General features: G+C 60.2%; 19 protein-coding genes and 1 pseudogene. 17 read left to right on the forward strand and 3 right to left on the reverse strand.

What is annotated here, in order from left to right:
• The first annotated feature begins 307 nt into the window (after positions 1–307).
• From D3878_RS22130 to D3878_RS22150, 5 genes are all read left to right on the forward strand, one after another.
• Positions 308–1,060 carry an electron transfer flavoprotein subunit beta/FixA family protein gene (locus tag D3878_RS22130; protein WP_119787437.1) on the forward strand — a complete coding sequence of 251 codons (753 nt, stop codon included), beginning with the start codon at positions 308–310 and terminating at the stop codon, positions 1,058–1,060.
• A gap of 26 nt (positions 1,061–1,086) precedes the next feature.
• Complete coding sequence (locus tag D3878_RS22135) at positions 1,087–2,016, forward strand: electron transfer flavoprotein subunit alpha/FixB family protein (protein WP_119787438.1); 930 nt, start codon at positions 1,087–1,089, stop codon at positions 2,014–2,016.
• Positions 2,017–2,100: 84 nt separating this feature from the next.
• On the forward strand, positions 2,101–3,891 hold the full coding sequence (locus tag D3878_RS22140) for an acyl-CoA dehydrogenase (RefSeq protein ID WP_119787439.1): 1,791 nt from the start codon (positions 2,101–2,103) through the stop codon (positions 3,889–3,891).
• 175 nt (positions 3,892–4,066) lie between these two features.
• Positions 4,067–4,498, forward strand: coding sequence for a DUF4864 domain-containing protein (locus tag D3878_RS22145; protein ID WP_119787440.1), 432 nt, complete (start codon positions 4,067–4,069; stop codon positions 4,496–4,498).
• A gap of 33 nt (positions 4,499–4,531) precedes the next feature.
• Positions 4,532–4,792: a DUF1059 domain-containing protein gene (locus tag D3878_RS22150; protein ID WP_119787441.1), complete on the forward strand. Its 261-nt coding sequence runs from the start codon at positions 4,532–4,534 to the stop codon at positions 4,790–4,792.
• On the opposite strand, the gene D3878_RS22155 is transcribed toward D3878_RS22150, so the two are convergent.
• The 3 genes from D3878_RS22155 to D3878_RS22165 form a co-directional block, all read right to left on the reverse strand.
• Entirely contained in the window at positions 4,771–5,205 is a 435-nt protein-coding gene (locus D3878_RS22155; RefSeq protein ID WP_119787442.1) for a hypothetical protein, read from the reverse strand. The two genes, D3878_RS22150 and D3878_RS22155, sit on opposite strands and share 22 nt — an antisense overlap.
• Positions 5,202–6,536, reverse strand: coding sequence for an ammonium transporter (locus tag D3878_RS22160; RefSeq protein ID WP_119787443.1), 1,335 nt, complete (start codon positions 6,534–6,536; stop codon positions 5,202–5,204). The genes D3878_RS22155 and D3878_RS22160 overlap by 4 nt, the downstream gene beginning before the upstream one ends.
• 221 nt (positions 6,537–6,757) lie before the next feature.
• The gene (locus D3878_RS22165; protein WP_119787444.1) at positions 6,758–7,174 is read right to left on the reverse strand and encodes an NINE protein; all 417 of its coding nucleotides are present in this window, start codon (positions 7,172–7,174) and stop codon (positions 6,758–6,760) included.
• 234 nt (positions 7,175–7,408) lie between these two features.
• Here D3878_RS22165 and rpsP point away from each other — a divergent pair, with 234 nt between their 5' ends.
• From rpsP to D3878_RS22225, 12 genes and pseudogenes are all read left to right on the forward strand, one after another.
• Positions 7,409–7,663, forward strand: a complete 255-nt coding sequence (gene rpsP / locus D3878_RS22170) for a 30S ribosomal protein S16 (protein WP_119788085.1) — start codon at positions 7,409–7,411, stop codon at positions 7,661–7,663.
• Positions 7,664–7,678: 15 nt separating this feature from the next.
• Complete coding sequence (gene rimM, locus D3878_RS22175) at positions 7,679–8,230, forward strand: ribosome maturation factor RimM (RefSeq protein ID WP_119787445.1); 552 nt, start codon at positions 7,679–7,681, stop codon at positions 8,228–8,230.
• A gap of 41 nt (positions 8,231–8,271) precedes the next feature.
• A complete protein-coding gene (gene trmD / locus D3878_RS22180; protein WP_119787446.1) occupies positions 8,272–9,021 on the forward strand; it encodes a tRNA (guanosine(37)-N1)-methyltransferase TrmD in 750 nt (249 codons plus the stop codon).
• A 154-nt stretch (positions 9,022–9,175) separates the two neighbouring features.
• Positions 9,176–9,562 (forward strand): 50S ribosomal protein L19, encoded by a 387-nt coding sequence (rplS, locus tag D3878_RS22185; protein WP_119787447.1) that lies wholly within the window; start codon positions 9,176–9,178, stop codon positions 9,560–9,562.
• Positions 9,563–9,739: 177 nt separating this feature from the next.
• Positions 9,740–10,396, forward strand: coding sequence for a CoA pyrophosphatase (locus tag D3878_RS22190; protein WP_119788086.1), 657 nt, complete (start codon positions 9,740–9,742; stop codon positions 10,394–10,396).
• A 93-nt stretch (positions 10,397–10,489) separates the two neighbouring features.
• Positions 10,490–11,446, forward strand: coding sequence for a CobD/CbiB family protein (locus tag D3878_RS22195; RefSeq protein ID WP_119787448.1), 957 nt, complete (start codon positions 10,490–10,492; stop codon positions 11,444–11,446).
• A gap of 131 nt (positions 11,447–11,577) precedes the next feature.
• Positions 11,578–11,916, forward strand: coding sequence for a DUF3579 domain-containing protein (locus D3878_RS22200; protein ID WP_119787449.1), 339 nt, complete (start codon positions 11,578–11,580; stop codon positions 11,914–11,916).
• A gap of 166 nt (positions 11,917–12,082) precedes the next feature.
• Positions 12,083–14,956 carry a bifunctional diguanylate cyclase/phosphodiesterase gene (locus D3878_RS22205; RefSeq protein WP_119788087.1) on the forward strand — a complete coding sequence of 958 codons (2,874 nt, stop codon included), beginning with the start codon at positions 12,083–12,085 and terminating at the stop codon, positions 14,954–14,956.
• A gap of 61 nt (positions 14,957–15,017) precedes the next feature.
• Positions 15,018–15,879, forward strand: a pseudogene (locus tag D3878_RS22210) (IS5 family transposase).
• 183 nt (positions 15,880–16,062) lie between these two features.
• Complete coding sequence (locus D3878_RS22215) at positions 16,063–16,614, forward strand: GspH/FimT family pseudopilin (RefSeq protein ID WP_119788088.1); 552 nt, start codon at positions 16,063–16,065, stop codon at positions 16,612–16,614.
• Between the two features lie 9 nt (positions 16,615–16,623).
• Positions 16,624–17,052 (forward strand): type IV pilus modification protein PilV, encoded by a 429-nt coding sequence (gene pilV, locus D3878_RS22220; protein ID WP_119787450.1) that lies wholly within the window; start codon positions 16,624–16,626, stop codon positions 17,050–17,052.
• Positions 17,049–18,071 (forward strand): PilW family protein, encoded by a 1,023-nt coding sequence (locus tag D3878_RS22225; protein WP_158592365.1) that lies wholly within the window; start codon positions 17,049–17,051, stop codon positions 18,069–18,071. Before pilV ends, D3878_RS22225 begins: the two co-directional genes overlap by 4 nt.
• The last annotated feature ends 2 nt before the right edge of the window (positions 18,072–18,073 follow it).

Below are 18,073 nucleotides of genomic sequence, written 5' to 3' on the forward strand. Positions count from 1 at the left end.
CGTGCCGTGCCTCCTGCTGCAGCCAGCACTGCATTCCGGGTTCCGGCCACGTCCTTCCCTCCAGTACTGCGCTGCGGCGGTTAATTTTCCGCAATCCGGATTTCAAAAACACTGATTTTCCTCTTTCCTAAAAAGGAATAAGTGCGTATTCTTATGGCTAATAAAAGAACGATCGTGCTAAAAAGTTTGCCTGCCCCGAATCCGGCGCGGGAAACTCATATAATCTGCCTGATCATTTCCCCATTATTTATTCGATTAATTATTCGATTATTTATTCGATTTACTCTAAAGGTCTAAAGGCAAAGCTATGAAAGTCCTGGTTCCAGTCAAGCGCGTGGTCGACTACAACGTCAAGGTGCGCGTCAAGTCCGATGGTAGTGGCGTCGAACTCGCCAACGTCAAGATGTCGATGAATCCCTTCGATGAAATCGCCGTCGAGGAAGCCATGCGTCTCAAGGAAGCCGGCAAGGCCACTGAAGTGGTCGCCGTCTCCTGCGGCGTGACGCAGTGCCAGGAAACCTTGCGCACCGCCATGGCCATCGGCGCCGACCGCGCCATCCTGGTCGAGACCGATGCCGAACTTCAGCCGCTGGCGGTGGCGAAGCTCCTGAAAGCTCTGGCCGACAAGGAACAGCCGCAACTGATCATCCTCGGCAAGCAAGCCATCGATGACGACAATAATCAGACCGGCCAGATGCTGGCCGCCCTGCTGGGCTGGGGACAAGCCACCTTTGCTTCCAAGGTCGTCATCGACGGCGACAAGGCGATTGTCACCCGCGAAGTCGATGGCGGTCTGGAAACCGTGTCGCTGGCGCTGCCGGCCATCGTCACCACCGACCTGCGCCTGAACGAGCCGCGCTACGTGACCTTGCCCAACATCATGAAGGCCAAGAAAAAGCCGCTGGACGTAGTCAAGCCGGCCGATCTCAACGTCGATGTGGCGCCAAGGTTGAAGACCCTGAAAGTGGTCGAGCCGGCCAAGCGTAGCGCCGGCATCATCGTGCCGGATGTGGCGACCCTCGTGGCCAAGCTGAAGAACGAAGCCAAAGTCATTCAATAATATTCAAGATATTCAAGGAATCCATCATGACTGCATTGGTCATTGCCGAACACGATAACGCTACCCTCAAGGGCAGCACCGCCCATACCATCACCGCCGCCCTCCAGTGTGGTGGCGACGTCCACGTCCTCATCGCCGGCCATAACTGCGGCGCTGCCGCTGCCGCTGCCGCCCAGCTGGCTGGCGTGGCCAAGGTATTGGTCGCCGACGCGGCGTACTTTGCCGATGGCCTGGCCGAGAATGTCGCCGAGCAGGTGCTGGCGCTGGCCAGGGATTATGCGCACATCCTCGCTCCGGCGACTGCCTATGGCAAGAACATCGCCCCGCGCGTGGCCGCCAGACTGGATGTGGGCCAGATTTCCGAAATCACCAGGGTCGATGCTTCCGACACCTTCGAGCGGCCGATCTATGCCGGCAATGCGATTGCCACCGTGCAATCGATCGATCCCATCAAGGTCATCACCGTGCGCACCACCGGCTTTGACTCCGCAGCCAGCGGCGGCAATGCCGCCGTCGAGACCATTCCTGCCGTGGCCGATTTCGGCAAGTCGGCGTTCGTCTCGCGCGAAGTGGCCAAGTCCGACCGCCCCGAACTGACCGCCGCCAAGGTGATCGTCTCGGGTGGCCGTGGCATGGGGTCGGGCGAGAGCTTCAAGATTCTCGAGCCCCTGGCCGACAAGTTGAACGCCGCCATGGGCGCTTCGCGCGCCGCGGTGGACGCGGGCTATGTGCCCAACGACTGGCAAGTGGGCCAGACCGGCAAGATCGTCGCGCCCCAGTTGTACATCGCCGTCGGTATTTCCGGCGCGATCCAGCATCTGGCTGGCATGAAGGATTCGAAGGTGATCGTGGCGATCAACAAGGATGCCGAAGCGCCGATCTTCAGTGTGGCCGATTACGGCATCGTCGGCGACCTGTTCGAGATCGTGCCGCAACTGGTCAAGGAACTCGGCTGAGTTCGTGGTTCGCGCCGCATAAGGCAGTAAAAGTCACGGGGCGGCCTGCCCCGTGACCGGGTATAAAAATTATCGGAGACAATCATGAGCTATCGTGCGCCGCTGCAGGACATGCAATTTGTCCTCAACGAATTGGCCGGCCTGGATAAGGTTGGCGCGTTGCCGGGTTGCGAGGATGCGACGCCGGAAACGGTCGATGCAGTCTTGCAGGAAAACGCCAGGTTTTGCAGCGAAGTGGTGGCGCCGCTGAATGTGAATGGCGACCGTGAACCGAGCAGCTGGAAGGATGGCGAAGTCACCACCACCAGGGGCTTCAGGCAAGCCTTCCAGGCCTACGCGCAAGCCGGCTGGCAAGGCGTGCAGCACCCGGTCGAATTCGGCGGCCAGGGTTTGCCGAAACTGGTGGCGACGCCGTGCATTGAGATGCTCAACTCGGCCAATCTGTCGTTTGCGCTGTGCCCGATGCTGACCGATGGCACCATCGAGGCCCTGATGACCGCCGGCAGCAGGGCGCAGCAGGAAACCTATCTGGCCAGGCTGATTTCCGGCGCGTGGACCGGCACCATGAACCTGACCGAGCCGCAGGCCGGTTCCGACCTGGCGCTGGTGCGCACCCGTGCCGAGCCGCAGGGCGATGGCACGTATAAATTGTTCGGCACCAAGATTTTCATTACCTATGGCGAGCACGACATGGCCGCCAATATCGTCCATCTGGTGCTGGCCCGCACGGCCGATGCCCCCGCCGGCGTCAAGGGCCTGTCCTTGTTCATTGTGCCGAAATTCCTGGTCAATGCCGATGGCTCGCTGGGCGCGCGCAACGATGTGCATTGCGTCTCGATCGAGCACAAGATGGGCATCAAGGCCAGTCCGACCGCGGTATTGCAGTTCGGCGACCATGGCGGCGCCATCGGCAACCTGATCGGCGAGGAAAATCGCGGCCTGGAATACATGTTCATCATGATGAATGCCGCGCGTTTCGCGGTCGGCATGCAAGGCATCGCGCTGGCCGAGCGCGCCTACCAGAAAGCGGCGCACTTTGCGAAGGAGCGCATCCAGTCGCGCGACCTGGCCGGCTCGGCCGGTCCGGTTGCCATCATTCACCAGCCGGATGTCAGGCGCATGCTGATGTCGATGCGCGCCCAGACCGAAGCGGCGCGCGCGCTGGCTTACGTCACTGCGGCCGCGCACGACATTGCGCTGCATCATGCGGATGCGCAAGTACGCCAGGAGCAGGACGCCTTTTACGAATACATGGTGCCCATCGTCAAGGGCTGGTCCACCGAGTTGTCGGTTGATGTGGCGTCGACCGGCGTGCAGGTGCATGGCGGCATGGGCTTTATCGAAGAAACCGGTGCCGCCCAGTATTACCGTGATGCCCGCATCCTGCCGATTTATGAAGGCACCACGGCAATCCAGGCAAATGACCTGGTCGGCCGCAAGACCGTGCGCGATGGCGGCGCTACCGCCAAAGCCATTCTGGCGCAGGTGCGCGCCACCACAGTGCAGTTGGCGGCTGCGGAATCCGACAGCCTGCAGGCGATCGGCCGCCAGCTCGCCCTTGGCGCCGACGCGCTTGAGGCCGCAGTGGACTATGTGACAGGCAATATCAAGGCCGATATCAAGGCCGTGTTCGCCGGCAGCGTGCCTTATCTCAAACTGGCCGGGATCGTGCTGGGCGGCTGGCAAATGGGACGGGCGGCGCTGGCGGCTGCGCGCAGGCTCCAGGACGGGCAGGGCGACAAGCGTTTTTATCAGGCCAAGATCGCCACCGCGCGCTTTTTTGCCGAGCACATCCTGCCGCAATCGGCGGCTTACAGGACGGAAATCGTGGAAGGCGCCGGCAGCGTGCTGGCATTGGACGCAGACCAGTTCTAGGCGGAATGCCGCCGGCGCACAGAAGGCAGCCTGCGGGCTGCTTTCTGCCTTTTCCATTGCGGGCCTTGTATCCCGGCTCTGCGCCATATCAATTGGGCCATCGGCCTTGCCCTGATTTTCAGCCCTGCCTGACCTACACTGACTGGAACTGATGCTTTTTCCGTGAGGTCGAATCATGAAACGTCTGACGCTAATGGTGTTGATGTTTGTAATGGTGGGCGGCGCGGCAATGCTTGCAAAGGCTGCGGAGTTCGGCCAGAACGAAGTGGCGGCAATCCAGGGCGCGGTACAGTTGCAGATCGAGGCGCTGGCGAATGACGATGCGGCCGGCGCGTTTGCCCTGACGACCGAAAATACGCGCAGCCGCCTCGGTTCGCCGGACAATTTTCTGAAGATGATCAAGGAGCAGTACGACCCGGTCTATCGCCATCGACTGGCACTGTATCAGTCACCGCAAATCGTCTTTGGTAAGGTCTACCAGGTCGTGCGCCTGACCGATCTCGAAAGCCATGTCTGGGTGGCGATTTACCTGATGCACAAGGATGAGGAAGGCGCCTGGAAAATCGATGGCTGCCGCTTGATTCAGACAAAAACCATTGCGGTGTAAAGTCGAGCCCGCGAGGTTACCAAGGAGATGGAAATGACCCGTAAATATGTGGATTGCCGCGAATATCCGAGCGAATCGCATTGCAGCTTGGCGATGAGCGCCGATAGCGACGAGGAATTGCTGGAAGCAGCGGTCCAGCATGCAGTGGCGGTGCACCAGCACCAGGACACGCCGGAACTGCGTCAACAGATTCGCCAGTTGTTCAAGGAAGGCGCGCCGCCAATGGAGATGCCCATGGCCGGCGGCATGGCAGGGCGCACGGAATCGGAGGCTCAGCGTAGCCGGCCGACATAATGCTGGCTGCTTTCCGGCGGCGCTGAACTAGTCGCTGGGATGGTTGGCGCCGGCGGCAGGTTTTGCGCGAGTTTCTGAATGGCGACGCGTGGGGCAGGTGGTGCTATGGGAGATGTTGCCGACGCGGCTAGGTTGCGGTGCGCCAGCAAGGGCGGTTTGGGCGGTTCCAGCATGAACAGCCCGGCTTCGTCAAAATAGATTGTATCCAGCCGCTCGCCGATTTTTTGTACCTCAGGATTGCTTGATTGCAGCGCCAACTGGATCAAATAGCGGCAATAGTCCGGATCGATGCGCATGTACTCGACATCGGTGATGCGGCCGGTTTCCCGTCGCAATGCCACATGCAGGCGCCCCATCAGGGCAAATGCCTGGTTTTCCAGTTCCGCCATGCGTGCCATCTGGTGCGCGCTCATGCTATCTGCTCCCCATGCTGAGAAATGTCCAGGCCTTCGCGTTCCGCCTCAGGCGACACGCGCAGGCCGACCGCCATCCTGATGACCCACAGGATCAATGCCGTCACCACGCCGGAGTAGAGCGCGGTGACGAAGACGCCCACCAGTTGTGTTTCCAGGTAGCCTTCCACGCCGCCGATGGATTTGACTGCGAAGACGCCCGTCAGGAGCGCGCCGACGATGCCGCCGATGGCATGCACGCCGAATACGTCGAGCGAATCGTCGTAGCGCAGGATCGACTTGAGGGTGGTCGCACCCCAGTAGCAGGCCACGCCGGCCACCGCGCCGATGGCCAGGGCGCCCTTGATGTCGACAAAGCCGGAGGCCGGAGTGATCGCCACCAGGCCCGAGACCGCGCCCGATACCAGGCCGAGCACGGACGGCTTGCCGCGGGTGACCCATTCCGCCAGCATCCAGGCCAATGCGGCGACGGCGGTCGCCAGCTGGGTGACCAGCATGGCCATGCCGGCACGGCCGTCGGCCGCCCCTGCCGAGCCGGCATTGAAGCCGAACCAGCCTACCCACAGGAGCGAGGCGCCGATCACGGTGAAGGCCAGGTTGTGCGGTGGCATGGGTTCCTTGCCGAAGCCCTGGCGCTGGCCGAGCATGACCGCCGCCACCAGTCCGGAGACGCCGGCATTGATGTGCACCACCGTGCCGCCGGCGAAGTCGAGCACGCCGCGCGCTGCCAGCCAGCCGCCTGGTTCCCATACCCAATGGGCGACCGGCGCGTAGACCAGCACCGACCACAGGGCGATGAACAGCAGCAGGGCGGAAAATTTCATGCGTTCGGCAAAGGCGCCGGTGATCAGGGCCGGGGTGATGATGGCGAAGCTCATCTGGAACATCAGGAATACGCTTTCCGGCACGGTCGGCGCGAGCGGATGGACGCTGAGCTTGCCGGCTTCTTTCAGGTAGGTGAGACCATCCAGCATGATGCGGTCCAGTCCGCCGATGAATTGCGAACCGGGGGTGAAGGCCAGGCTATAGCCAACCACCACCCACAGCACGGTCGCCACGCAGCAGGCGGCAAGGCTGTGCGCCATGGTGCCCAGCACATTTTTCTTGCGTACCATGCCGGCGTAAAACAGCGCCAGGCCGGGGATCGTCATCAGCAATACCAGCGCCGTCGATGTGAGCATCCAGGCGGTGTCGCCGGCGCTGATGCTGGCGACATCCGCCAGGCCCGGCCTGGCGATCGCCTGGGCAGCTTGCTGCGCCGCCGCCGGCTGGCAAAAGATGGAAAATAGAGCAAATAGTGCGCAAAGCGCGTGCGAGTAGCGTCGTGCCATGATTCCCCCGGTTGCTTGCTTTTGAATGCACGAGACGTGCGGCTAATTCCAAAAGAGCATTTTTTGTGCCATGCAGCAATAACTGTCGCAGGCGGGAGAAAATGGCAGGAAAGCGCCGGGAAACTGGCAGAAAAGGGGCAGAAAGGCGCAGATGGTGGTCATACGCACCAATGAAGCGCCTGGCAGATGCGTATTAATGGGGCAAAAAGCGGGGCAAAAACCTAGCCGTAGGCACCGCCGGTAAACAACAAATCCAGGGCACGGGCAAGCACGGCGATCAGGGCAATGGCGCCAATGCCGGTCGTAAGCACCAGTACCACCGCCAGCCAGCCGCCCGAATGCGATTGCTTGCCTGATTGCGGGTTCCGGGTCTGGTCCCATTTTTCATCGGGAGTCAGCCCCAGGACCAGCGCCATGATTATGCCTGCCAGGATGGACGCCACCAGGGGCGCGGCGGTCAACAGCAGGACCTGCTCGGGCCAGAGGCCGACGGCGATGCCGGAGAGTGCCAGCGTTGACAGGTGCAGCCAGCCCCAACGGTCGCTGATTCCATGCAGATAGAACCGGTGCAGGCCAATGCCGCCAAACAGCAATGCCAGTAAAGTTGCGAAGGTTTTGTTCTTGTGGGGCGCTGCCATGGGTCTCGTCCGGGAAGGGTGGGCTGGTTTGGTGCGGGTGCGGGCCAGTGTCTGGCCAGTTGCCAGTCGGCATTGTAGCGGGTGGCGCCGTATTGCGTGCACAATGCACAAGCTGCTGACAAGCTGCCGATTTATCGCCTGCGCAAGCCGTCAGTCGTCAAGGAGTTGTTTGTCAAGGCATACTCCGCTATAATCTATGGCTTTTTCCGCGTACGTACACTTTTTGGAAATATTATGGTCGTTATTCGTTTATCCCGTGGTGGCGCCAAGAAGCGCCCGTTCTTCAACATCGTTGCTACCGATTCGCGCAATCGTCGTGACGGCCGCTTCATCGAGCGTATCGGCTTTTACAATCCGATCGCTTCTGACAAAGAAGAGGGCTTCCGCGTTGCTCAGGATCGTCTGAGCTACTGGCAAGGCGTTGGCGCGCAACTGTCGCCGACCGTGGCCCGTCTGGTTGCAGAAGCCGGCAAGAAAGCCGCTGCTTAAGGTTTGACAGCTGTTTTGACAGGCAAGACTGCATCGGAGGTTGTTCTCCCCGAGGACTTGGTGCTGGTGGGTCATATCACCGGTGCCTACGGCCTGCAGGGCTGGGTCAGGATCCGGCCTTATTCGGCGGATGCTGACGCGCTTTTGCACGCCAAGACCTGGTGGCTGGACAAACCGGTGACGCGCGATGTCGAGGTGATGGAAGCCAGGCAGCATGGCGGCGATACCGTCGCTCGCCTGGTGGGTGTGGCGGACCGCGATGCGGCAGAAGCGCTCAAGGGCGCAACCGTGCACATTTCACGCCGGTATTTCCCGGCGCTGGCTGACGGCGAGTTTTACTGGATCGACCTGATCGGTCTGGCGGTGGAAAACCTCCAGGGCGAAACGCTCGGGCAGGTGGCCGACATGATGGACAACGGCGCGCATCCGATTTTGCGAGTGGCGCCGCCGGTCGAGCCGGAGCAAAAACCGGCGCCGGAAATGCTGATTCCCTACGTCGAGCAATTCGTCAAGACGGTGGATTTGGCAGGCAAGAAGATTACAGTGGACTGGGGTAGAGATTATTGAGACCCCGGTAGCCAGGATGGCAGGTGAAGAGGGAGTGCGGGATGCAATTTGATGTCGTCACGCTGTTTCCGGAAATGTTCGCCGCCATCACGCAATCAGGCATTACGCGACGCGCTTTCGAGCAAGGCAGGTGTGGCTTGTCATTGTGGAATCCACGCGATTTCACCAGCGACAATCACCGCACGGTCGATGACCGGCCTTACGGCGGCGGCCCCGGCATGGTCATGCTGGCCAAGCCGCTGGAAGCGGCGATCGATGCCGCGCGGGCGCGCCAGCAAGCGTTGGACGTGGCGCAGCCGCGGGTGATTTACCTGTCGCCGCAAGGACGGCCGCTGACGCACGAACGCGTCATGCAACTGACGGCGCAGCCTGGCCTGGTGCTCTTGTGCGGACGTTATGAAGCGGTGGACCAGCGTTTGCTGGATCGTTGCGTCGATGAGGAAATCAGCCTTGGCGACTTCGTGCTGTCGGGTGGCGAATTGCCGGCGATGGCGCTGATGGATGCGGTGATCCGCCAGTTGCCGGGCGTATTGCACGACGATGCCTCGGCAGTCGAAGACAGTTTCGTCAACGGCTTGCTGGATTATCCGCACTACACACGCCCGGAAGTGTATGAAGGCGTGGCGGTGCCGCCGGTATTGATGGGCGGGCACCATGCCGAGATCGTCAAATGGCGGCGCGAGCAGGCGTTGGCAGCGACGGCGGCGAAGCGCCCGGACCTGATCGACAGGGCGCGCGCAGCTGGCTTGCTGACGAAGGCAGACGAAAGATATATTGCGGGAAAGAGTTAAGCGCAGCGGTACTCTGTCCCCAACTGACTATAACTGATTAGTAGTAGCAGTAAAGCGCGGATGTCCCCATCCGCATATTCAACCCCATCCTCTACCGGGAATTGGTGGTAGCCCAGGCTACCCGGCGCCGGCAAGATGGTTACAGGAGCTAAAAATGGACTTGATCCAGCAACTCGAACAAGAAGAGATTACCCGTCTCTCCAAGAATATTCCCGATTTCGCCCCAGGCGATACCGTGATCGTCAGCGTCAACGTGGTTGAAGGCACCCGCAAGCGTGCCCAGGCTTACGAAGGCGTGGTCATCTCGCGTCGCAACCGCGGTCTGAACTCCAACTTCATCGTTCGCAAGATTTCTTCGGGCGAAGGCGTTGAGCGTACATTCCAGCTGTACTCCCCGCTGATCGCTTCGATCGAAGTCAAGCGTCGCGGCGATGTGCGTCGCGCCAAGCTGTACTACCTGCGTGAGCGTTCGGGCAAGTCGGCGCGTATCAAGGAAAAGCTGCCGAACCGCCGCGCTGCGGCTGCGAAAGCCGCGGAATAATCCGGCTGTTTGCATTGGCAAAAAGGGCGCCTCAGGGTGCCCTTTTTTTCGACCTGCGCCGGCATGATTTCGCCGCATCCACTAGAATCGAGACTGGACTACGTGCATTGGCGCGCTTGCCGATGTTTTATCTGACAGGAAGCCGTTTTGCCCAAACTCGTTTTTGACCCGCGCGACATGGCGATCGATTCGATTGCCGGCGAAGCCGCGCTTGGCGCCGACCGGCTCAACGCCGACTGGCTGCGCCAGCGTTTCGCCACGCCACCCGTGTGGGTGCCTGAAATTAGCGCCGATTCGCGCATCCGCGCGGCGGATACGCTCGCCACCCCGACGCTTGCCACTCCGGCCTCGGTCCTGATGCCGATTATTCTGCGTGAAACCGGCCCGACCCTGCTGCTTACCCAGCGTGCAGCGCATTTGCACGACCATGCCGGCCAGATCAGCCTGCCCGGCGGGCGCCACGAGGCAAGCGACAGCTCGGCGATTGATACCGCCTTGCGCGAAACCGAAGAGGAAGTCGGCCTGCATCGGCGTCATATCGAGGTGATCGGCACTCTGCCGGACTATCAAACCATCACAGGCTACTGCGTCACCCCGGTGGTGTCGCTGGTGCAGCCGCCATTCGACCTGCGCGCCGACCCTTTCGAAGTCGCCGAAATCTTTGAAGTGCCGATGCATTTTCTGATGGATGGCAGCCACCATCAGCGCCGCAGCGCGGCATTGCCTGTCACCGGTGGCCGCCGCAGCTTTTATGCCATGCCGTATGAGCGCTTTTTCATCTGGGGGGCGACGGCCGCCATGCTGCGCAACCTCTATCATTTCCTGCGGGTCTGAATTTGCCGGGTTGAGTTTGCCGGGTCTGAGTTTGATTAAGTTCGGGCGCTGCGTTATCGTATCGCACGCACAACTTTACAAGAAAGCTGTCTGATGACTTTTTTTGCCATCCTCGTTGTCTTGCTGATCGAACAAGTCCAGCCGCTGCGCGCCGACAATCCGGTCAGCGCCGCCTTGCGCACCCTGGCCCATCGCATGGAGGTGCGCTTCAACGCCGGCCAGGCGCAGCACGGCAAGCTGGCATGGTTCGCCACCATGGCCGCGGTGATGGTGCCAACCGCCCTGGTGTACTGGCTGTGCGCCAGTATCGGCTTCCTGGCGGTATTTGCCTGGACCGCCCTGATCGCCTATCTGACCCTGGGCTTTCGCCACTACAGTCATTACTTCACCGCGATCCAGATTGCGCTGAGTTCGGGCGATGAAGAAAGCGCGCGCAGCCTGCTGGCGGAATGGACCGGCCAGGATACCTCGACTCTGGACAGCAGCGAACTGTCGCGCATTGCGGTGGAAACGGCGCTGGTGACCACCCACCGCAACGTCTTCGGGGTGTTTTTCTGGCTCCTGCTGCCGGTTGGCCCGGCGTTTGCGGTGATGTACCGCGTTGCCGAATACCTGGCGCGCGCCTGGAACGAACCGGATCACCTGAAAAACGAAGCCTTCGGCCGCTTCGCCACGCGCGCTTTTTACTGGATCGACTGGCTTCCTTCACGCCTGACCGCAATCGCCTTCGCCGTGGTCGGCAATTTCGAGGATGCCATCTATGCCTGGCGCAATTTCGCCCATCGCTGGCCGGACGAGGCCGTCGGCGTCATCCTGTCGGCCGGTGGCGGCGCGCTCGGGGTACGCCTGGGTACGCCGGCGGTGAGTGCGGCCAGCGTATTGCCGGCCGATGCCTCGCTGGTCGATACGGCGACGATCGAAGCTGAAGGCCCGCCCGGCGATGTGCCGCAGCCGCGCACCTTGCAAAGCACGGTGGGCCTGGTCTGGCGTGCCCTGTTGTTGTGGATGCTGCTGTTGCTGCTGATCTCGATCGCGCTCTGGGTGGGCTAGCTGTCAGTTTCATATCGTGGAATGTCATGTCATTGACTGCAAGCATGCGATATAATGCGCAGGCGCTAGATATTGCCGTCGATGCCGGCGGCGAGTCTACATTTGAATTTGCTACCTGACGAGCCGCCCGCATGGCAGACATTGCCGACAAACCCCAAGAAGCACGTGAGTTTTTTATCCAGGGCGTGACCAGCGATGGCAGAACTTTTCGTCCCAGCGACTGGGCCGAGCGTTTGTGCGGCGTGATGGCCTGTTTCGGCCAGGAAGGCAGCAATCGCCAGGATGCCCACCTGCGCTATTCCCGCTATGTCCGGCCGGCGCTGCTGGAAGGGGTCAAGTCGGTCGTCGTCAGCGAAGACCTGCGCAAGATCGAACCGCTGGCCTATCACTTCGTCTTGAATTTCGCCAAGGACAACGATTTGCGCATCGTTGATGCCTGCCTGTTGCCGGAGCCAGGCCAGCGCGCCTGAGTGTACCGGCAACCACGCGCCGTTGCGTCTCGGCACGTCACGCCGTGCATTTACTTTCTTTGTCGCACTAAATAAGCTAACCTAGCAATGCAATCGCCAGGCTGGATGCATCGTCATGCGCTTGCATTTTTCGCCCCGATTGCAGCACGATTGCCAGCTCATGCTCATGGCCGAACCTACCATCCAGAATCGGCCTCCGAGGCCCGTGCCGCTTGCCGCCCTGCTGACCCTGTTGCTGGGGCTGGCAGTCGCTATCGGCTTGTTCCTGATCTTGCGCGACCTCGAATACAAGGCGCAGGATACGGATTTCAGGCAGCAGGCCAGCATTCGCGCCCTGCGCCTGGAGCATGGACTGGCGGAAGCGGTCAACGCGGTGGAAATCGCCAACCAGCTGTTTGTGGTCAACGAGACGGTCAGCCGCGAACAGTTCCGGCTTTTTACCCAGCCCTTGCTGAAGAATTACCCCTACATTCAAGCCTTTAACTTCCACCGCATCGTCACGGACAGCGAGCGCTCCGCCTTTGAGGCTGAAATGCGCAAGCAGTTCGCCGGTTTCATGTTGACCGAACTGGCAGGGGGCAAGCCGGTTCCCGCCAGGATCAAAAAGCGCTATATCGTCGTCGATTTCCTCGAGCCGATGCGGGGGAACGAGGCGGCTTTCGGACTGGATGTCAGTTTTCATGCGCATCTGGTGGCAACCATGCAGCATGCCGCCGAGACCGGCTTGCCCGCCGCCTCGGACCTGCTGCGGCTGGCTCAGGGCGAAGCCGATGCGCGCATCGGCTTCCAGGTGGTCGTGCCGGTGTATCGCAAGGGTGCGGCGCTGGATGATGCCGGCGCGCGCCGGGCCGCCTGGATCGGCGACACCGCGGTGATCTTCAGCGCAAAAAAACTGATCGAGAAGGCGTTCGGCAGCGATGGCTTGCTCGAAGAAGGCAGTCCGGATGTCAGCGTCTATGCGGCCGCCGCTGCGGTTGAATCCCAGCTTGCCTTTCGCAAGGGACTCCCGCCGGCCAGCGGGCCGCAGGGCGGCGCGCTGCTGCGCTGGCTGTCGCCAAGGCAGATCAGCCCGGTCACGCATGACTTTCTGGTGGCTGGCAAACCCTGGCATATGATGCTGTCGCCCGCAGCGCCGACGGCGATTGTCGGGCAATACGGCTCTTTCTATGTACTCATTGGCGGCGTCCTGTTCAGCTTCCTGGCCGCCGCCTATATCCATGCGCTGGTGACGCGCGAGCAGCGGGTGCAGCGCCTGGTGCAGGAGCGCACCCGAGAAGCGCATCTGGCCAACCGTCTGCTGCGGGAAGATATCGCCGCCCGCGAACGCCTGGAAAAGGATTTGCAGTTGCGCAAGCGCGCCATCGAAGCCAGCCCCAACGCCATCATCATCACCAGCGCCGAGGCGCCCGATTATCCGATCGAATACGTCAATCCGGCCTTCCTGCACATGACCGGTTATACGGAAATGGAAATCCTCGGACGCAGCATGCGCCTCTTGATGGGTAACGACAGCAAGCAACCGGGAATCGCTGAATTCAAGTCCGCCACCATAGAGCAACGACTGGGTCACGCGGTCATGCGCAGCTATCGCAAGGATGGCACGATGTTCTGGAACGACCTGTACACTTCGCCGGTGCGCGATGCCGACGGCAGGGTCACGCATTTTGTCGCGGCGCAGTATGACATCACGGAGATGAAGCGCTATGAGGCCGAGCTGGAAATCCGCGCCAACCAGGATACCGTCACCGGACTGGCCAACCGCAACCTGTTGCGCGACCGCCTGAGCCAGGCGCTGGCGTTTGCCGCGCGCTACATGCACCCGGTCTGGGTGGTGCATCTGGATCTCGACCGCTTCAAGTTCATCAACGACACGCTGGGCCTGTCGGCTGGCGACCAGTTGTTGAAGCAGGTTGCCGAGCGCCTGCAGGCTTGCGTGCGCGCTACCGATACGGTGGCGCGCCTGGCCGCCGATGAATTCGTGCTGGTGCTGCCTGAACGTAGCGACGAAAGCTCTGCCATCCACACGGTTCAGCGCATCATGGACGCGGCGGCCAAGCCATACACCATCGAAGGCCACGAGTTTTTCATGACCGTCAGCGCCGGCATGGCGGTGTATCCGACCGATGGCGAGGATGCCGAGACGCTGATGAAGCATGCCGACGTCGCCATGTACCGTGCCAAGGAAACTGGCCGCAACAACTACCAGTTCTATACGCCGGCGATGAACGAGCGCGCGCTGGAGCGGCTGCGCCTCGAAGGCGACTTGCGCCTGGCGCTGGAGCACCGGCAGTTCGAGCTGCACTACCAGCCGCAGGTCGACCTGTGTACCGGCAAAATCCATGGCATGGAGGCGCTGATCCGTTGGCAGCACCCGGCCTACGGCATGGTGGCGCCGGCGCGTTTCATCGGCCTGGCCGAGGAAACCGGCCTGATCGTGCCGCTCGGCGCCTGGGTGGTCCGCACCGCCTGCATGCAGGCGAAATCCTGGCAGGACGCCGGCCTGGGCGAGCTGCGGGTGGCGGTAAACCTGTCGGCGCGGCAGTTTACGCAAAAGGACCTGGTCAAGTCGATTGCCAATGTCTTGCGGGAATGCGGCCTGGCGCCGCATTGCCTGGAACTCGAACTGACCGAAAGCATGCTCATGGACGATGTCGAGCGCGCCATCGGCATCTTGCGCGACCTCGCTGGCCTGGGCGTGCAAATCTCGGTGGATGATTTCGGTACCGGCTATTCCAGCCTGGCTTACCTGAAACGCTTGCCGATCGATGTCCTGAAAATCGACCAATCCTTCGTGCGCGATATCAGCATCGACCCCGACGATGCGGCGATCGTCGCCACCATCGTTTCGCTGGCGCACAGCCTGCGCCTGCAGGTGATCGCGGAAGGGGTGGAGACCGCCGAGCAGCTGGAATTCCTGCGCGACCATGGCTGCGATGCGATGCAGGGGTACTACTTCAGCAAGCCGGTGCCGGCGGACCAGTTCGAGGCAATGCTGCGGCAGGGGAAGTGCTTGGCGGGATCGGCGAATATTGCGGGATAGTAGGTATAGTAACTAGGGTCTGTCTGACTGAACGAAATCAATCTGGATGAGTCGATAGGCGATGAGCCGAATTGATTTATCCGAGCGGCAATGGCGTCAGTTGGCGCCCTATTTGCCGAGTAATCCGCGCCTTGGTCACACGTACGTTGAGCATAGGCATGTTCTCAACGGCATACTATGGCGTTTAAAAACCGGGGCGCCGTGGCGTGACGTCCCGGAACGCTATGGTCCCTGGCAAACCTGCTATGACCGTTTTGTGCGATGGTCGCGCAATGGCACGTGGCAACGAATATTGACCCTGCTGCAGGCAAAAGCGGATGCCTCCGGTCACATCGACTGGGACGGTGCGGCACTGGACGCGACGCACATCAAGGCGCATCGCAGTGCCAGCGGCGCCCGCAAAACCGCTGCCAAAGCGGAAAAAAGGGGACCGTAAGCAACGAATGGCTGGGCCGCTCAAGTGGCGGACGTACCAGCAAAATTCATTTGTGCGTAGACGGCAATGCACGCCCGCTCGCCCTGGTGATCACTGCCGTTCAATGCGCTGATGTCACCCAAATCGCACCGGTGCTCGATGCCATTTCCGTTCCTCGTTCTTGACCGGGCGGCCCACGAAAGCGCCCGTCGCGTCTGCGGGTAGACCGCGCCTACGGCGCACGCAAGCTCTGCAAGTTGATTCAAAGCCGGGGCATCCAATGTGTCTGCCCCGAGCGCGAGGATGCAAAAGCCGCACGCCTGAGGCGTAGTAGTGGCGGCGGCAGTCCACCTTCCTTTAATCCCGATGACTACAAGGGGCGCAATGTCGTCGAGCGTGCCATCAACCGCTTGAAAGACTTCCGGGCAGTCGCAATTCGCTATGAAAACGGGGACCCAACTTCCTTGCGGCTGTCACTGTAGCGGCTATTGTGCTCTGGCTCCTATGAAGTCAGTCAGACAGACCCTAACTGGTTTATTGGATTCATGCATCAGCCAATTAACGTTCATCACAGTATATTTGCCGTTTGTCGGATTAGGGTGGATTTCCTTAAATGCAACTTCTACGATGCTAGTTACCAAATAGCAATGTCTAGTTAATGATGAATTCACAATAAATTTCCATTGCCCACATGAATATAAAGCACACAAACGGCTTTACGTTAATTGAGTTAATGATAACGCTGTCGATTGCGGCCATTCTCATGGCACTTGCTGCGCCCAATTTTGGAATCTTTGTGTTGAACAGTCGCATGACGGCGCAAAGCAATGATTTATTGTCAGCGTTTCAGCTGGCGCGCAGTGAAGCGATTAAGCGCGGTGTGCGCGTCAGTCTATGCAAAAGCGCCAATAACACTTCCTGCGCTGCGTCCGGTACCTGGGCGCAGGGGTGGATCGTGTTTGTAGATGGAACTACTGCCGGGACGGTTGACGGGACGGGAGCAAATGCGGACGTTGTGCTTCGCGCATTCAGTGCTTTAACCGGAAACAGCCGGCTGGCAGGGAGTGCCAATGACGTCGCAAGTTATGTGTCGTTTACTGCTTCCGGCGCAACTTCGTTGACGGCAAACCGCCTTGTTTCGCTGTGCCCGCCCAGCCCTGCAGCAGTCGTCGGGCGGGACATTCAAATTGCGCCGTCCGGCCGCGTGCGTGTACAAAAACCGCCTGCCACTGCATGTACCTGAGGAGGAAAAATGCGGCAAAAAGGATTTACCCTGATTGAAGTGCTGATTGCAATGCTGGTGCTGGCAATTGGCCTCTTGGGACTGGCCGGGTTAATGGCAACGAGTATGCGCAATAACCATAGCGCCTACCATCGCACCCAGGCGGTTTGGCTGGCGAATGACATGATAGACAGGATGCGGGCAAACCGTGCGGTTGCGTTATCGGGAACGAATAACTACGTCATCGCCATTGGCTTGGCAACATCTGCTTCTGCGGGTATGGCGGGCACGGACGTCAACAGCTGGAAAACCTTGCTTGGTCGGACTTTGCCGGCAGGTGATGGTTCGATTGCAGTAACACCTGCTTCGCGCGCTGCCACCGTGATCATTCAATGGAACGACGCTCGGGGGAGTCAAGGCAGCACTACGCAACAGTTTCGTGTGGATACACAGCTATGAAAAAACAAGAGCGCAGCCTGTTGTTTTTCAAGGGCCAATCGGGTTTCAGTTTAATTGAATTGATGGTTGCGATAACCATCGGCTTCATAGTTGTCCTCGCGGTCAGCTATCTGTATTTGGGTAGTAACCAGGTATTCCGGGCTACGGACAATATGTCGCGTCTGCAGGAAAACGCGCGCTATGCACTGGATAACATGGCCCGTCACGTCCGCATGACAGGATATATCGGCTGCGGTAACTTGCAGAACATGACAGTCACAGTCATTGCAAACGCGCCGGCGGAAGGCATCACGACTGCGAACGCTGTTTCAGGCCTTGACTATGTGTCACCTGCTGCGGCGATCGGTGGCATCACGCGCCCGGCAGGGGACACCATTTCGATCAGAGGGATGTTCAGGGAAGGCGTGCCAGTTACTGAGGATGGCCAGCCTTCCAATGCAAACCTGAAAATTGCGGATAACCGTTACGGGTTTGCGCAAGGCGATGTCCTGACCGTCACTAACTGCACTCATGCAGATACGTTCAAGGTTACGAATAATCCGGGCGCAGCCACTCTGCCCGGAGTGGTAAATATAACGACGCTGACACATGCAAACAGCACCAATACCGGGAATCGACTTGGCAAATATGGTACCGATGCCATCGTGTCGAGAATAGATCAATATAGCTATTTCGTCGGAGTTAACCCGGCAAGCAAGCGGGCCCTGTTCCGCTCGGGGCCGACCAGCGCGGATGCGCCGGTTGAACTGGCTGATAACGTCGAGGATATGCAAATCGAGTATGGCGTCGACACCAATGGTGATTCCGCCGCAGATAGCTATCTTACCGCGACCTCAGTAGGCGCGGACTGGGATAAGGTGGTGACTGCGCGGATTCACTTGCTGATGGCCAGTGCAGAGAATAACGTCGCATCATCAGCGCAACGATATGTTTTTAACGGTGCTACGGTGACCGCGACCGACCGTCGCCTATACCAGGTTTTCACTACCACGGTTGGCTTGCGCAACCGCTTGCCCTGACG

This window comes from Noviherbaspirillum sedimenti (genome assembly GCF_003590835.1).
GTDB lineage: Bacteria > Pseudomonadota > Gammaproteobacteria > Burkholderiales > Burkholderiaceae_D > Paucimonas > Paucimonas sedimenti.

What these genes read in the sequence shown, in the direction of transcription:
- D3878_RS22130 (WP_119787437.1), top strand. Translation starts at nt 308, where the DNA reads ATGAAAGTCCTGGTTCCAGTCAAGCGCGTGGTCGACTACAACGTCAAG.
- D3878_RS22135 (WP_119787438.1), top strand. Translation starts at nt 1,087, where the DNA reads ATGACTGCATTGGTCATTGCCGAACACGATAACGCTACCCTCAAGGGC.
- D3878_RS22140 (WP_119787439.1), top strand. Translation starts at nt 2,101, where the DNA reads ATGAGCTATCGTGCGCCGCTGCAGGACATGCAATTTGTCCTCAACGAA.
- D3878_RS22145 (WP_119787440.1), top strand. Translation starts at nt 4,067, where the DNA reads ATGAAACGTCTGACGCTAATGGTGTTGATGTTTGTAATGGTGGGCGGC.
- D3878_RS22150 (WP_119787441.1), top strand. Translation starts at nt 4,532, where the DNA reads ATGACCCGTAAATATGTGGATTGCCGCGAATATCCGAGCGAATCGCAT.
- D3878_RS22155 (WP_119787442.1), bottom strand. Translation starts at nt 5,205, where the DNA reads ATGAGCGCGCACCAGATGGCACGCATGGCGGAACTGGAAAACCAGGCA.
- D3878_RS22160 (WP_119787443.1), bottom strand. Translation starts at nt 6,536, where the DNA reads ATGGCACGACGCTACTCGCACGCGCTTTGCGCACTATTTGCTCTATTT.
- D3878_RS22165 (WP_119787444.1), bottom strand. Translation starts at nt 7,174, where the DNA reads ATGGCAGCGCCCCACAAGAACAAAACCTTCGCAACTTTACTGGCATTG.
- rpsP (WP_119788085.1), top strand. Translation starts at nt 7,409, where the DNA reads ATGGTCGTTATTCGTTTATCCCGTGGTGGCGCCAAGAAGCGCCCGTTC.
- trmD (WP_119787446.1), top strand. Translation starts at nt 8,272, where the DNA reads ATGCAATTTGATGTCGTCACGCTGTTTCCGGAAATGTTCGCCGCCATC.
- rplS (WP_119787447.1), top strand. Translation starts at nt 9,176, where the DNA reads ATGGACTTGATCCAGCAACTCGAACAAGAAGAGATTACCCGTCTCTCC.
- D3878_RS22190 (WP_119788086.1), top strand. Translation starts at nt 9,740, where the DNA reads ATGGCGATCGATTCGATTGCCGGCGAAGCCGCGCTTGGCGCCGACCGG.
- D3878_RS22195 (WP_119787448.1), top strand. Translation starts at nt 10,490, where the DNA reads ATGACTTTTTTTGCCATCCTCGTTGTCTTGCTGATCGAACAAGTCCAG.
- D3878_RS22200 (WP_119787449.1), top strand. Translation starts at nt 11,578, where the DNA reads ATGGCAGACATTGCCGACAAACCCCAAGAAGCACGTGAGTTTTTTATC.
- D3878_RS22205 (WP_119788087.1), top strand. Translation starts at nt 12,083, where the DNA reads ATGGCCGAACCTACCATCCAGAATCGGCCTCCGAGGCCCGTGCCGCTT.
- D3878_RS22215 (WP_119788088.1), top strand. Translation starts at nt 16,063, where the DNA reads ATGAATATAAAGCACACAAACGGCTTTACGTTAATTGAGTTAATGATA.
- pilV (WP_119787450.1), top strand. Translation starts at nt 16,624, where the DNA reads ATGCGGCAAAAAGGATTTACCCTGATTGAAGTGCTGATTGCAATGCTG.
- D3878_RS22225 (WP_158592365.1), top strand. Translation starts at nt 17,049, where the DNA reads ATGAAAAAACAAGAGCGCAGCCTGTTGTTTTTCAAGGGCCAATCGGGT.